The organism is Mucilaginibacter sp. OK098 (assembly GCF_900142915.1).
Lineage (GTDB): Bacteria > Bacteroidota > Bacteroidia > Sphingobacteriales > Sphingobacteriaceae > Mucilaginibacter.
In genome coordinates this window covers 396,703-411,345 of the sequence record NZ_FRCM01000007.1, presented here as the reverse complement: position 1 = coordinate 411,345, position 14,643 = coordinate 396,703, and the positions used below count along the sequence as shown (strand labels likewise).

Here is a 14,643-nt window from a genome sequence, read left to right as displayed (position 1 = left end):
CGCCAGAATAACTCTGGCGTTTTTGATACGATCTAACAGACATTTGTAAGATAACGTCTAAATGAATGTTGCTGCTCTCTGCCTTTGGCTAAAGTCTATTAAGAAGTTGATTTTCTATAGATAGATATTAACATTCTAGATTGATTTCTTACTCATGTTATGAAATATGTTAAGAAAAACTACACATACTTTAGTGCACTATTTTATATATTTATAACATGTTAAGGCTAACCTAAATCTTCATGAAGAAAATTATAACGGTTCACGGCATGAGAGCCGAGAACCAATGGTACTATGCATTGAAAAATCTGATTGGTAAGAGGCCCAATATGGAGGATATAAATTTTGAATACGGCTATTTTACGCTCTTTCAGTTTTTGAGCATTAGGTAAAGAAGCTTGGCGATCAGGTCTTTCCAAAACTTTTACCCGGAGAACATTGTTGGCGATACCCTGCCCGACATCGTCTGCCACAGTTTTGGCGCTTTTATTTTCTTATCCTCCATTAGGATGTACAAGTCAATAAGGTTCGACAAGGTGGTTCTTTGCGGCTCGATTCTAAATTCAAAGCTGAACTGGAAGCCCTACTTTGATTCAGGGCAGATTAAGATGCTATATAACGATTACGGCTAGCTTGACGGTATTGTGCGCTTGAGGGCGTTGTTGAGGCCGACGAAACTTATATGGGTGGCGACGAAAAGAACAAACACGCCTCTAAGCAGAATAACAAACGCGGTTGTAACAACGATAGCAAAACACCTGTATTTGGTTTTAAAGATCGTCAAATAGGCGCGGTTAAAGCCGTTGTGGTTGCAAACGTAAGTACTGCGACCGTTTAACTGAATTTAATAGAAATTTGTTGCACCTTGTTAAGACATCTGCACCTAAGAAAGAAGAAGCGGGCGACCTAAAAATGGGAGGTAAAAATAAGCCCAGATTAAGGTAGTTTTTTTGCAGCTACACCAAAATCATATGCAGTATCACTAATATCCTTTAGTGTGGCGGGGCTTTTAATTGACCATTCGTTCATGGTTAGTTGTACACCTGTATTAATTAACTCATATCTAAGGTTCAATGCTTCTACAGCGAATTTAGACTTGTATATAGATAACGTTTCAGAATAGTAGTTGTCGTATGCTTTAATACTCGCATCAAGATCAGCACGTAAATTGCTTATGGGTGGTTCATCATTTTTTCTTTGATTCAAAAACCCCATTATATCCTTATATAAATTTTCACACCTTTTTTTTAAAGGTATTTCTGGGCTAACCAATTTTTGCGCTGATACTTTACTAAAACGTTCAAAAGCCTCAGCCAATTGTTTAGTAGTGTTAACTGATGTCATCGGATTGTTACTATTTTGCTTAATACTTAATAATGTAATAGTAGTTGTTAATTGCCCTTGTAAAAAAGCAATCTTTTGATCTCTACTATTTTCTATAGCTTTTTGATTGTTAACCTCAATCGTGTGTTTACTTAGCGTAAGGGACTCCCTTTGAGAAATCAAATTTTGTTGCCAGACAACAGCCCCCAGTGCTGTAACACCTAAAAAAGTAAAAATGGTAATCCATAGCGGTTTAAATCTACGCATCTCTTTTGTGGGTTGAAGAGTTACCATTATAGCCAATACAGCAAGAACCAAAGGGCAGGCGTTTACATAAAAGGAGACATAATCTAATAAGTTCGTCATTTAATTGATTAAATCTTAAAAATTTATGACTAATATAAAATTTTATCCTTACAAGTTGCGGCTTTAAGCTTAACTATCTGATTTTCATGGTGTAAGATTGTTTGTTGTTGCCTGACGGATTAATTGCTATTAGTTGTATGTAACACGGCGCTAAATGCCATACTGCCTGTCCCATCAATTAATAACTTCAAATACACGCTGAACCTTGGTAGATTTATAAAGTCATCAACCTTGAATGTAGGATAAAACTCTTCCGCCATCACCTTGGCATCGGTAGTTCCCAGGCGAAAGCAGATGATACTCCCCACATTTCCCAATATGCCGTTCCGCACCTCTTCCGGCAGTTGCTCCAGGTACTGGTGCGTCAGGAACAATCCCACATTGTACTTGCGCACCTCGCTCAACATGGTTGCAAATGACGTTGTAATAAAAGAATGGCACTCGTCTATAAATACCATGAAGGGCTTGCGCTCCTCTTCCGCTATCATGGCTCGGCGCATGGCTGCGGTCTGGATGCCGGTCGTCAGCAGGCTTCCCAGTATCTGCGACACGTCCTCCCCGATGCTCCCTTTCGACAGGTTGCAGATCAGTATCTTGCCCTTGTTCATAATATCATCAAGGGAAACGCTCTCCTGCTGGCCAACAATATCCTTCAGGATCCTGTTGGCCGTAAATACTCCGGCCTTGTTCAGGATTGGCACGATGGCTTCCGTCCTGAAGCTGTTGGTGTACCTGTCGTACTCGTTGTGCCAGAAGGAGAGGATGGCGGGGTTGTCGGTATAGAGCAGCACCATGTTCCTGAATGCCTGGTCCAGCAGGAGCGGTTGAATATCCAACAGTGTTGCGGTGGGATAGTCCAGGAGGGTCAGTATGGAAAAGCGCAGAATGTACTCCAGGCGTGGCCCCCAGGAATCGCCCCATATCTTCTTGAATGACAGTACGATTTCGGATGCTACCAAATGCCGCGCTTCCTCCGGCACGTTCAGGAGCGGGTTAAAGCCGGTGCGGTGGGCACTGTCAGCCGGGTTGAAATAGATAACGTCCTGCTTGCGGTGCTCGGGAATAGCCTGCAGTAGCTTTAAACAGGCGTCCCCGTGCGGCTCGATCAGGCACACGCCATAGCCCTTGTGAATATCATCAATGGCCATATTCAGGAGCAAGGTGGTTTTTCCGCCCCCGGTCTTCCCGATGCTGTAGATATGGGAAAAGCGGTCTTGCAGCCTGATGCCAAAGAGCTGGTTGGTGTTTCTCCAATTGGTGTAGCCGATGGGGGTGAAATCTCTGTGTTCATACATTAACACAGAGCATAGAATGAAAGATGGCGGGGCAACACAAGGAATAAATTTTCATGAAAATTTATTCCTTGTGTTGTAATTAAGTAAACATGGGAAACTTTATGTGTGGAATTAACCGAAGCACAATTGCAAAGTTTTATCGAATTGTATAGAAAGGAATTTGGCATGAGTATTACTATTGCTGAAGCCCAGGAACGCGCGACTAGCCTTCTATACTTCGTTTCTCTTTGCATGAAACCGCTTGCAAAAATTTCTATAAGTGATATAAATGATACGTCAGACGTAAATACATAGCGCTATATTTTTGTACCCGAAGAGGGGCAACCTGTATTTACGTCTGACGACAAAAATGCTGTGGTTGCCCCTTTTTGGGCTTTTATGAATAAAGAAAAAATTATCTATTTCCAATACGCCCGCAAGTCGTCTGAAGGTGAAGACCGTCAGGCTTTATCTATTCCCGCTCAATTACGAGATAACGCGCAGGTTATAAATCGAAATAACCTTACAATCGTGGATACGCTGACCGATGAGGCCTCGGCTTCCATCCCCTTTAATAGGGCTGGATACACCGATATGATACGGCGCATCAAAAAAGGGGAAGCGTCCGGTATTGTGGTTTGGCATGTAAATCGTTTAATCCGAAACCCCATGGAGGAAGGAGAATTTAAATGGCTCTTGCAGACCGGTGTTATTAAGTCGATCTGGACACCTAACCGGGAATATCGTAGTGAGGATAACGCGCTTCTTTTTAGCATTGAGGCAAGTATGGCTACGCAATATACCCGAGATCTGTCAGTTAATGTCAAGCGCGGGATGAGGCAACAGTATGAGCGTGGAGAGCCTGCCGGAATAGCGCCACTTGGATACTTAAATACGAAGTTTCCCATATCAGGAACAAATTACACAAAGGAAAATCCCGTTGTTCTCCACATCCTAAGAAAAGGCTTTGATTTGATGTTAACAGGTGCCTATACGGTAAAAGAGGTCGGCACGATATTATACCAGGAATATGGACTACGATCTAAAGATGGGCGGCAAATTTCAAAAAACGCGCTCTATAAATTATTTATAAATCCCTTTTATTATGGGTACTTCACTCGCAATGGAATTATGTATAAAGGTAATTATAAACCTATAATTACGGTTCAGGAGTACGACCAGATACAGCACATCTTAGGAAAAAAGGGTAAGCCACGATACAAAAGGCTTAGCTTCCCGTTTACAGGATTTATCACATGCGGAAGTTGCAGTTGCGCGGTTACTGCGACGGAAAAGCTAAAAATGACGAAGGCCGGCGAGCTTAAAAGCTACGTGTTTTACTACTGCACAAAGCGAAGAAAAGGAAGCGAGCACTGCCCGGAAAAGCAATACACTACCAAGGCGGAAATGGAAGCTTTAATAATCAACGAACTAAGCAAGTACGAAATCGTGCCAGCATTTAAGGAGTGGGCAACGGAATATTACAAGACCTATTATCAGGCAGAAATAGATAAGCGAAATTCACTGGCACAGGCCGAATTGATGCATGAGCAGAAGTTGACTCAGGAACTGGACACCCTGTTGGACCTTCGTATAACAAATAGTATTTCAGAAGAAAAATTTGAAGAAAAGAAGTTTGAAAAAGAGCAGCTGCTCATAAGAGTTACGGCGAAAAGAAATAAGTATGAAAATGTTCATAACGATTGGCTTTCAATCATTGAAGATAACATAGAATTCGCCATTGGGGCGGTTGAAGCGTTTAAAAATGGCGATGAAAAAGCAAAGAAAAAAATTTGTAATCAGTTTGGTTGGAACTGGACATTAAAAGGCAAAAAACTCTTTATTGATAAGCAGGAATGGTTAAGGCCTATAAAAAACATGATCGAAATCTATAATTACTATTTAAGACGGTTGGAACCAGAAAAGACCCTTATAAAATCAGACTTTGATCCCCTAACTGAGTACCTCAGTTTCTCAATGTCGGCCCTATGCAGTTACGTGAGAAATCATAAGCCTAATTATACCCAGGACAGTGGGTAACACAAGGTCTAATTGAAAAATTATTCCTCCTTATTATCATGCTAGCGTATCACATACTAAATCTAAAACTACTGTGAATCTAGCTGATAAGATGATCAATTTGAACCAAGCAATGATAATAAATAGTTATCAATTATTGATTTTGCCCGCTCAACACTATTTTTCATGCGAAACGTCAGCTAAGTAAATGGTAAACGATGTGATATTCAAGTCAAGACCTGCTGATAAGAAATTTTAATCCGGCCGCAACATGACTGTTTTAAACTAGCGGATGGTATTTCTTGGCAAATTCATTTAGGTCGATGTCTTTTAATAATTTTAAACCTCTCTAATAAAAAGCAATCATCTGGCAGACGCTCATGCAATGGGAAGTTACCGATACGCCGGGGGAAATAATACATGGTTTCAAGGCCAGCAAAAAAAACAATAAGAAAATAAGGAAATATGAGCGAACCTAAACATCACCATTATGTGCCTCGTTTTTATCTCAAGCGCTTTGTCAATCTGGACGGGAAGCTTTGGATATATGACAAATCAACCAACAAACAATTTTCGACTACGCCGGAACATATAGCAGGAGAAAATCAATTTTACTGGAACCAGGAATTACAGGAACAGGGGCATGATCCATTAAGCCTTGAAAAGCAATTTGCGGAATTGGAAGCGGATGCCGCAGGTATAACGAATGACTGGTTCCGGCAGTTCAGCCGGGGTAAGCAGCTGATTATTCCGAAGATCAACCGGGAAATCATGTCCTTATATATAGCGACTCAATTATTAAGAACGGCAGAGGCCCGGCAAAGGATCGTCGAATTTAGTCAGATCGTAAACCCGAACTATGACGCCGGGCAGGATGCTCGGCAATTGCACATATCGCTCATGTGGGATGAGGATCTTGTCAATTCGATGCGAAAACGCATTTACTCTTGTATCTGGATGTTCGGATTAAACAATTCAGGGACAACATTTCTCACCAGCGACCATCCTGTGCTCATTAAAAATTTTGAGAACACACAATGGCTTTCCGGACCGGTCGTACATGAAAAAGGTATGTATATTGTTTTCCCTATGACCCCTCAGCTTATCATGTACGCCAAAGACCCCAAGTATTGGAAAGGCGCGAAAATTTTTAAAGATGCAATAACGCCTGTGGAATTCGATGATCATATGGTCAAGCATGAAAACTCAGGACAGATCGGAATGTCCAACAGGTTTGTATTTTCTAATGAAAACAATTTTGAGTTTGCCAAAGAGTTTCTCGCTGATAATGAAGAATTCAAGAACCCTAAACGTAGCCGCTTCGTCAATAAACCGGGTGATAATGTATAACGGAAATTGAGCTTCAGAATAATTTCATTTGCGGACTGACCGGTTTGGGAACTTCTATTTTGGGATGAAAAGTGCCAATGATCATGAATGGATTATAGGAAACATGATGGTGCAGCTGTGTTGTTCCCAAAAACAAATGCAGGTCTTTTGTCAATGCAAAATCGTCAAGGTATTTGGCTTTGACATCCGCACAAGCTTTTGCTTCATTACCTTCATGCTTGGCCAAGCAATTCCAGTATAGCTGACCGATCTCCCAATCTTCGATCATCATCGTGCTTGGCGTGCCCTGATTATCGGTAATGACGTAGGAAAATTTATAAGGTAACTTTCGGACCACTTCAAATTTATTGTCATCCGCCGACTGGAATAAGTTCATTTGCTGAAGCTTGGCCAATTTATCCTTCTTCCATTCCCGCTCCACCGCCTCGATCTTAAAATCCTTGACCGTTGTCGGTTTAAACACTGCCAAGGATGTTCGGATACTCTTATCTTTGGCCTCCGCGATCAGATCTGTAAGGTTGTAGTAGATCTTTCCCAAGGCGATCGCCTTTCGCTCTGCCCAGTTGCTTTGGGTATCAAGATGATCAATAATTTTGATCTCCGTGTCATGCGAATAGGGCCGGTAGCTCTCCGGCCGGAAATCCTTATTGTTTTTGACCAGGTCCAACTCAATCCAGTCATACTTCCGGTACTGCTCATTATATGATTTTTTTCGGAAAGAAACGGGGTAGATCCTTACCCAGCTGCCATCTTCGCGGAAACCTGCCGTGCAAACCAGTTCATCATATTTTCCGGACAACGCAGGGTAGGTCTTAACGGCAATGAGAACTTTGGTTAGCGCCATGATCGAATCAGATATGTTTTAATTCAAATTGATCTTTGGAAAGCGCTGCAATGGATTCCGCTAATGGTTTGCGGTGACATTGGCAGATATTGGCTTCAAAACAGGTTAAGGCGATCCGCTTTTTGACCTTTAAAAGTTCAAGGATTTTCGACTGTACATCTTTTGTGGCTACCAGGTTTTCTTTCTTATACACACGGAATAACTGGTCATAGTCCTGCTGGGTGTTGAGTTCCTGGCGCTGGTCTGAATCAATACCGACCTCTGGTATATGTACATATTCGATACCCACACTGTCACAGAATTTTTTTAATAAACTTTTAGAGAAGCCATATTTCATGCTGAGGGGGTTCTTGCGAACATCCACCAGTACTTTGACGTCATTACGGATCAGTTTATTAATATAATGTTCCAGCGAAATACCTTCGTAGCCTATCGTAAATAAGGTCGTTTTTTCGGACCACGGCCGAGCGGCTTTTACTCTATCCAATTCGTCAGGCGTTAGTATCTCAGTTGCTTTAACACTGTTAAGCGCGAAATAAGGATAATTTACATAGGTATGGCGCATCAGTGCGGCACCATTCATGGCTCCATACAACTTTTTAATTTCGGCGAGTGCTTTTTGGTCATCTGCTTTAAGGGCCGCAAAATATTTTACAGTATCATTTTTCGTTAACCCTTCCTGATCGTCGATCAGCAGGCCTTTATTTACCATGGTCACCAAGTCAGCCTGGGCTGAAAAAGAAAAACAACCGTATTTATAAGGTATAAATTCATATTCCGGTTCAGTTTGCCGCTTTGAAAACAGGAATAAGAGCTTTTGTAAGCGGATCTTTTCCAACTTCCCCTCAAACAACTCCATCAACGCCAATATGATCTTTCTCCTGTAAAACATCCTGCAAAGTTACTATTTAATAAATAATTACCGGGACTCAATCAACAAGGCAGCCGGGACAGGATAACTAAAACGCTTACAAAATTCAGTTCAGCGCCTCATTTCTTGGATGTATTCGATGCTTTCCTCAACCCTTTGATCAAAAGCGCTTGCGGCGCACCCGATGGCACCATGTAATAGTTCGACTTCAGAACGATGACTAATGTACTTTTCAAGCGCTTTGTGCGCTGGAACCCCGGCAATTGCTTTAAACTTTTTTTCGAGGGTTACCAAACGGTCAGGCCTAATAAATTTCCACCCTGCAACATGCTGAGCCATCAGTTTGGTATAACCTTGGTTATAAACATGGCCGCTGCTTTCTTCTTTCAGTACTTTTAACTCGAACTCGTGCTTTTCAAAGAAGGAATAGAATTTGACAAAATCGTTTAATTGCCAATCTTTGGTATCCGGTGCGTAAACTGAATATTCGTTACGAAAATAGTTGTACCAGTCAGCCGCCTGTCTTACTTTACCGCTGAGGTAATCCGCGATCATGACAGCAGCAGGGCACCCGGATGAACCTGCTATAAAATATTTGTCCAAAAACGCAGACCATTCCTTTTCATCGTTACAACCCAGCCCCCAGGGACTTGCGGGACCTATAGCAAACGGATCGACCGTTTTGAAGTTACCGCTCATGAAATCCCGCCCGGATCGCCACTGCGGCTGATAGCTCACGACAATTTGTTGCAGAAAAGCTATCGCGATCTGGATAACCGCATGCTCTCCGGCAGCAATATGATAGGCCCGGTTCCGGACCTCATGGCAAAATGTTAACGCTTTCTGATCGGCTGGGGTGATGAGTTTTTCTATTACTACCGCTTTTAACAGATCGTCATAATTATGGAGGATCTTGACTCGCTGAGCATAGGCATATTGTTTAGGCCTGGAGGTAAATACATCCTCATGGCTAAACTTTTTACGCATGAGCGCCGACAACTGTATCTCAACGAAATTATCCAGCAGAATAATAGCGAGACGCTGATGCGCCGCGTCATCTGCGTTGGCAAATTTCGCCGCTTCAGCCAGCTGTGTTTTTAACAATATGATCCGTTCCACGTACCAAGATAACTAATATTATTTTGATAACCTGAGCTTCTCGGGAGTTCGTTTATAGTTGAATCTACTCTTATATATTTTAGTGAAATATATATCGTTTAACCGTAGATTGAGCTCGAATCAAATTCTTAACAAGTTAGCTACCTCAATTTCCAAAAACATTCAATATCATTAAATGACCGAACCATACATATATTTTCTCTGGAAACACGGTATCCTTCTATTTGCTGATTTAAATATTGTAGGTAACCATCTCCTTTGCCGGGTGTAACAAAATATTTTTAATAATTGAGGTGTTTAGTGTGCGGACATTTGCTCTTTACGCAGTTTTTGTTTCGATCAGTTATCAAATCTACGGAGTGCAAAACACTTACTCATGTCTACTAAAAAATAAAGCCACTTGACAATTGCTGCCGGAGGCTTAAAACCTGAGCCTAATCACAATTTCGAATTAGGGTATTCGCATTAATAATTAGCAAAAGGCCTTGATATGCCATTAAAAGCTTTCATAGATTTCTGATCGTGATTCAACTTCAATACTAAAATCATACATGGTTATTATGATTAGATTTACCTTTTAAATTAGGTTAATTATGAGCTTATACGACCTGCTAAAGCAGAAACTTTATGGTATTGAGGAAGGTGCTTTTCAAGAAGTATGCAATAACTACCTGTTAAAAACTTTCGGTGGCACACTCGAAAGCCCCGGTGCGATGGAGGATAAAACTAAAACACGTACCGGAAGGCCAGACACCTTTTTAGCTCAAGACGACGGCACTTATATCCTGGCTGAAATAACAACGCAAGACAGTAAAGACAAGTCAAAATTCGTTGCAAAGCTAAAAAGCGATCTCTTGGGATGTCTTGATTTTGACAATATCGGCGTAACAGCCGAAAAGGTTAAACTAATTGTTCTATGTTGCAATTCTACTGTAGATGCCCCTATCAGGGAAGAATTGAATAAAATTATCGAGCCATACCGAATTAAACTCAAAATCGTGCCGCTGCTTACGTTGGCGGATTATTATTATTACATCGGCAGGGTTTTCGCGCATGATTTCCTAGGTATTCCATTTAATACGGGACAGGTGCTTTCAAAAGAAGAGTTTCTGCAACGTTATCAGGGGCATAAGCAAATTGCCACTCGTTTAGACAATAAATTATTTGGGCGAGAACGTGAGCTGGATTATTTGAAAAAACAGCTTGAAATTGAAAATAAGATTGTCATAACAGGTAACGCCGGTATAGGAAAGAGCAAATTGGCTTTGCAGGCAATTGACGACTACATTAAAGAAAATCCTGAAGTTGTACCTTATTATATCCTTTCGGTTCGGGAATCAATATTTGAAGATTTAAACACTTTTTTGACGGCCGATCAAAGTTATATCATATTTATAGATGATGCGAACCGGCAGATGGAAAACCTTATTGCTGTTCTTAACCAAGCGATTGCTGCGCAAATTAATGTCAAAATCATTATGACGGTGCGAGATTATGCTTTGGATGAAGTTGCAAAAGAACTTGGCGCAAAAAACTTCTTAGCTGTATTCATCGGAAATTTGGGTGATGACACACTTAACAACATTTTATACGCCGAACCATTCCATCTCTTGGATGCAGCTAAAAGAGCGCGGGTAATAGAGATCTGTAAAGGTAATGCGAGGCTGGCAATTATGGCTGCTGAAATACTGGCAAAAAATCCTGATTCTAATATCTTAAAAGATGCCTCGTCTATCTATGACGAATATTTTAGTAACCTTACTAATGACATTACGATTTTCAAAGACCCGCTGACCATTAAAATTTTAGGTGTGCTGGCCTTTATTGAAACGCTTGACTTTGAGGAACCAACGGAGTTAAAATTGCTCGAACTCTTTGATATTCCGGTTGAAGAATTTCGCAAAACTGTGGGTATTCTTGATAGTCACGAATTCGTGGATTTAAAATACCTAAGCATCGCAAAAATTGGTGACCAGGTCTTAGGAACTTATTTCTTTTATCAGGCCTTTTGCAGACAACAATTACTCAGCCGCGAAGTCCTAATCTTTAATTTGTTTGAGCGCTATAAGTGGCGCGTCCAGGATACTTTGATACCTGCCATCAATACTTTTGGGGTGGTGAACGTACTGGGGGAAAATCCGCAATTTTTATTGAATTACCTGGAACAAATAAAAGGAGTTGAATCCGCTACTGTTGCATTCTTTGAAGTATTCGGACCATATTTGCCAACGAAGGTTTTCATCTTCATCAAGCAGCTCACAGACTCCCTTCCAGATAAGGAGGATGATTTTGAATTCATAAATTCTTACAAGAAAAACGGACCAAATCACCATGATCCCATTCTTCACTTATTAGATCCATTTTTCAAAAATACGACTCAGGACTTCCTGACAGCAATCGGTTTAGCAATCAGATATGTTCAGAAAAAGAAAGGATTAATGGATATGCTTGTTAAGCAGGTTAAAGATGCTTTGTGGGCAGGTAGTGAGGATGCAGCTGTCGAATTTGAAAAGCAATTTGCAGCATACAATTTTTTCAAGGAACATTTGAATGACAGTAAACTATTTAAATATCTCTTCTTTTATGGTTTTCAGCATGTTTGCCTTAATTCGAGTTTCAATTGGGGATTGTATGAGATGAATAACGGCGAAGAATTATTTATTCCCAAATTCACAGAATTAAGAAAACAGTTTTGGGACGATATTAATTTAATTTATGGCAATGAACCGGAGATTTGCTATGATCTGTTAATTGAATACTTGGATGGCAAGGGTAATGATGCCTATGTTTACCTAAGAGAGGATCAAGAGAAAATATTAACTATTATCAAGGCACATCTATCACCAGCTAATTTCGGGCATTGTTATTTTGTGCAGGAATACATCAACCTGCTTACTGATAAACACTTGCTTATTAATTCTGCCTTACAGAATACTCAAAAAAAATTTCGATCACCGGAGTATAAAACTATAAAAGTGCTGACCCTTGAAAGGAACGACAAAAGGATAAAGTTCAGTAACTACAGTAAGTATTCGGGAACGTTAGATATACAGCAGAAATTTTTATGCAACCATATTAAAGTAAACAACCTGGAAGGGTTTAAAAAAATAAATGTAGCGATACAGGCGTTGCGTGCATTTAAATACCATGACAACTACCATATTGGCTTCGGACTTACCTTAGTTTTCGAGAACATTTTCAAGCAAAATATTGCATTGGGCTATGAAGCCTTAATGTTTTACCTTTCCCAACCGGACGTTAGCGACCTTGTGCCCGGACGTTTATTTAATGTAGTGATTCCTATAACCGGTCAATGTGAAACCATTTATCAGATTATCAAACAATCCGCCTTTCAATATAAACAGTACTGGTTAGAGCGGTTTTATGAATGTATACCGGAAAGCTGTATTAATAAGGCATTGATCAAGCGCATGTTGATCGATTTCAAGAATGCGAGTAATCATTACGATTTGCACCAGCAATGGTTCGATGGCTATGAAAAAATCAAGCCGGGAACTTTGCGTGATCTGTGCGCGGTATTAGTGCAAAAAAGTGAACTTGATGCCGAATTTCGCTTTAAGGTTGACTATTTCTTTATTGAAAAATATCCTTATCTGACAGAGAAAGATCTTGAATTTGCTAAAAAACTTTACCTCAACCAGGATAAAATCAATCCTAATTTTGATCCGCGAGGAAGCGAATTATTCGCCATTATGAAAAGGGATGTATTCTTTATCCGGGAGTACATGGATTTTCGTCTCAAATTGTACGAAGAATACCATAGTGCCCCGAGCTTACCTATCAATGGCATATGGGAATTTGAAAAAGGGGACGAAATGGTATATGAGTGCCTGTTAAAGTTCTGCGAAGATATCTACTGCTACGGATTAAATACTTTTGCCTCTAACTTCTTTCAGCATATCAAACCTGAGTACAGAGAGCAAGCATTTAATGTACTGAAAAAAATTATTGATAATTATCCGGCAAATCCTAAAGTGCTTTCGACTGTATGGGAGATCGGCAGAAATTACCTGAAAGAGCAATATAAAGAACTGATCAAATATTGGATCTTAAAAAATGCCAATCTCGAAGTATTTACAGCCAGTGACTGGTGCAATAATTCATTTAGCAGTTATGGCGGTGCCAAACAACAATGGGGAGATTACCGGGCGTTAGAATACACTATGGTTGCCAATGCCATTGGTGAACTTCCAGAGCCATATTTATATGTGGAGTTCCAGGATTGGCTTGTTGAGCGAATTGCAATGGAAAAGCGAAGCGCGGATTGGGAACGCAAGCGCGAATACCGGCGATGGCATTAAACGTAAGTAATTTTAAACTCAAAGTTTTGAGGGGCGGAAAGATTAGCGCCGAAGATCTGTGCCTGTATTATTTGTGATTGGCCAATTAGCTTTTCATCGGCTGATATTCGTAACGCTGTTCCAAAAACCTTTGAACCGAGCTGATGCCTGATTTCACCTAATTCCTGTCTAATAATAACGATATTGCTTTCTGTAGTTATTTCAGGATAATTATACTTCGGAATGCTATCAGGCATGCTCATCTGCCGGGTGGTTAATGCAATTCTCGGAACTATCTTTAATCCGGGCAATAAAGGAATCCGCATAAGGAATAACGCCTTTTTTAAATAAAATTCCGCATTATTGATAATGGCGAAATTTAATTTGAAAGCCCTTGTCTCCTCCAGGTAATATTTGTCGTCACTTGCATAATTCATTTTTACGTTTGACATAAGATGTCGTAATTGGGGCATATCCATTTCCTGATAAGATGTTCCTCCCTTAGCTTCATCAGCGTAAACTTGTAAGTATAAATTACCACCATTTTTCATCATGAAGGCGTGCTGAAATTCATGTTCTTCCTCCATCAACCGCTTTTCGCGGTCAGACGGCAGTTCGATATTGGTAATGCAAGGGAGTTCAATTTCAGTATTACCATTTTCAAATTTCAATTCAATTTTTCCATCAAGGCCCGTGGTTGAATATTTCTTTTTATAAATTCTTTCGAAGTCCGAAAGTGCCATGAGCAGCGACCGGCTGCCTTTCCTCATGTAGATCTCGTTTTTTCTAAGCTGGGTCTGCTCAGCGTCCCTATAATCTTTTACAATGGCGTATGGCTGGTTTTGAGGGTCATTAATAGTTAGAACCATAATGGTTTTTCCTTCAAATAGGTACGACTCATAATTAATATTTACTTCTGGTGTAATGTTGCTATGAACTAATTCCTGGATTCTGGAAGAGTCCATAGAATTTTCAACTGCAACAGCTGTTATGTCGTCATCCTTTTTCCGGATACCGATAATAATAAACCGATCACCAGCGTAGTTTGCATTGGCAAAAGATGCAACATCTTTTATCAAGCTGGCAAATCCCTCTTTCCTGTACTCACGCTCCTTAAAATCCAGGTATTCATTTTCCTTATGGTACGTGATCAGTTCTTCAATTTTGTCCATGATA

At 40.4% G+C, this 14,643-nt stretch carries 10 protein-coding genes and 1 pseudogene; 4 read left to right on the top strand and 7 right to left on the bottom strand.

What is annotated here, in order from left to right; all coding sequences use genetic code 11:
* Positions 1-227: 227 nt before the first annotated feature.
* The gene (locus tag BUE31_RS30810; protein WP_143167238.1) at positions 228-473 is read right to left on the bottom strand and encodes a hypothetical protein; all 246 of its coding nucleotides are present in this window, start codon (positions 471-473) and stop codon (positions 228-230) included.
* Between the two features lie 188 nt (positions 474-661).
* Here BUE31_RS30810 and BUE31_RS31730 point away from each other — a divergent pair.
* A pseudogene (locus BUE31_RS31730) lies at positions 662-838 on the top strand (transposase); the annotation flags it as partial.
* 98 nt (positions 839-936) lie between these two features.
* On the opposite strand, the gene BUE31_RS24390 reads toward BUE31_RS31730, so the two are convergent.
* Together BUE31_RS24390 and BUE31_RS24385 are read right to left on the bottom strand one after the other, a co-directional pair.
* Positions 937-1,689 carry a hypothetical protein gene (locus BUE31_RS24390; protein WP_073406462.1) on the bottom strand — a complete coding sequence of 251 codons (753 nt, stop codon included), beginning with the start codon at positions 1,687-1,689 and terminating at the stop codon, positions 937-939.
* A 119-nt stretch (positions 1,690-1,808) separates the two neighbouring features.
* The gene (locus BUE31_RS24385; RefSeq protein ID WP_073406461.1) at positions 1,809-2,984 is read right to left on the bottom strand and encodes a type IV secretory system conjugative DNA transfer family protein; all 1,176 of its coding nucleotides are present in this window, start codon (positions 2,982-2,984) and stop codon (positions 1,809-1,811) included.
* A gap of 378 nt (positions 2,985-3,362) precedes the next feature.
* Here BUE31_RS24385 and BUE31_RS24380 point away from each other — a divergent pair, with 378 nt between their 5' ends.
* Together BUE31_RS24380 and BUE31_RS24375 are read left to right on the top strand one after the other, a co-directional pair.
* Complete coding sequence (locus BUE31_RS24380; RefSeq protein WP_143167237.1) at positions 3,363-5,003, top strand: recombinase family protein; 1,641 nt, start codon at positions 3,363-3,365, stop codon at positions 5,001-5,003.
* Positions 5,004-5,447: 444 nt separating this feature from the next.
* A complete protein-coding gene (locus BUE31_RS24375) occupies positions 5,448-6,332 on the top strand; it encodes a DUF4238 domain-containing protein (RefSeq protein WP_073406459.1) in 885 nt (294 codons plus the stop codon).
* 13 nt (positions 6,333-6,345) lie between these two features.
* Here the strand turns inward: BUE31_RS24375 and BUE31_RS24370 are convergent, their stop codons facing one another.
* The 3 genes from BUE31_RS24370 to BUE31_RS24360 form a co-directional block, all read right to left on the bottom strand.
* On the bottom strand, positions 6,346-7,176 hold the full coding sequence (locus BUE31_RS24370) for a hypothetical protein (protein ID WP_073406458.1): 831 nt from the start codon (positions 7,174-7,176) through the stop codon (positions 6,346-6,348).
* 7 nt (positions 7,177-7,183) lie between these two features.
* Positions 7,184-8,035 carry a DUF488 domain-containing protein gene (locus tag BUE31_RS24365; protein WP_234997898.1) on the bottom strand — a complete coding sequence of 284 codons (852 nt, stop codon included), beginning with the start codon at positions 8,033-8,035 and terminating at the stop codon, positions 7,184-7,186.
* Positions 8,036-8,158: 123 nt separating this feature from the next.
* Positions 8,159-9,166 carry a hypothetical protein gene (locus tag BUE31_RS24360; protein WP_073406456.1) on the bottom strand — a complete coding sequence of 336 codons (1,008 nt, stop codon included), beginning with the start codon at positions 9,164-9,166 and terminating at the stop codon, positions 8,159-8,161.
* A gap of 593 nt (positions 9,167-9,759) precedes the next feature.
* Here BUE31_RS24360 and BUE31_RS24355 point away from each other — a divergent pair.
* Positions 9,760-13,488: an nSTAND3 domain-containing NTPase gene (locus BUE31_RS24355; protein ID WP_073406455.1), complete on the top strand. Its 3,729-nt coding sequence runs from the start codon at positions 9,760-9,762 to the stop codon at positions 13,486-13,488.
* On the opposite strand, the gene BUE31_RS24350 is transcribed toward BUE31_RS24355, so the two are convergent.
* Positions 13,485-14,639, bottom strand: coding sequence for an AlbA family DNA-binding domain-containing protein (locus BUE31_RS24350; protein ID WP_073406454.1), 1,155 nt, complete (start codon positions 14,637-14,639; stop codon positions 13,485-13,487). The genes BUE31_RS24355 and BUE31_RS24350 overlap by 4 nt on opposite strands.
* Between the last annotated feature and the right edge of the window lie 4 nt (positions 14,640-14,643).

What these genes read in the sequence shown, in the direction of transcription:
- BUE31_RS24390 (WP_073406462.1), bottom strand. Translation starts at nt 1,689, where the DNA reads ATGACGAACTTATTAGATTATGTCTCCTTTTATGTAAACGCCTGCCCT.
- BUE31_RS24385 (WP_073406461.1), bottom strand. Translation starts at nt 2,984, where the DNA reads ATGTATGAACACAGAGATTTCACCCCCATCGGCTACACCAATTGGAGA.
- BUE31_RS24380 (WP_143167237.1), top strand. Translation starts at nt 3,363, where the DNA reads ATGAATAAAGAAAAAATTATCTATTTCCAATACGCCCGCAAGTCGTCT.
- BUE31_RS24375 (WP_073406459.1), top strand. Translation starts at nt 5,448, where the DNA reads ATGAGCGAACCTAAACATCACCATTATGTGCCTCGTTTTTATCTCAAG.
- BUE31_RS24370 (WP_073406458.1), bottom strand. Translation starts at nt 7,176, where the DNA reads ATGGCGCTAACCAAAGTTCTCATTGCCGTTAAGACCTACCCTGCGTTG.
- BUE31_RS24365 (WP_234997898.1), bottom strand. Translation starts at nt 8,035, where the DNA reads ATGGAGTTGTTTGAGGGGAAGTTGGAAAAGATCCGCTTACAAAAGCTC.
- BUE31_RS24355 (WP_073406455.1), top strand. Translation starts at nt 9,760, where the DNA reads ATGAGCTTATACGACCTGCTAAAGCAGAAACTTTATGGTATTGAGGAA.
- BUE31_RS24350 (WP_073406454.1), bottom strand. Translation starts at nt 14,639, where the DNA reads ATGGACAAAATTGAAGAACTGATCACGTACCATAAGGAAAATGAATAC.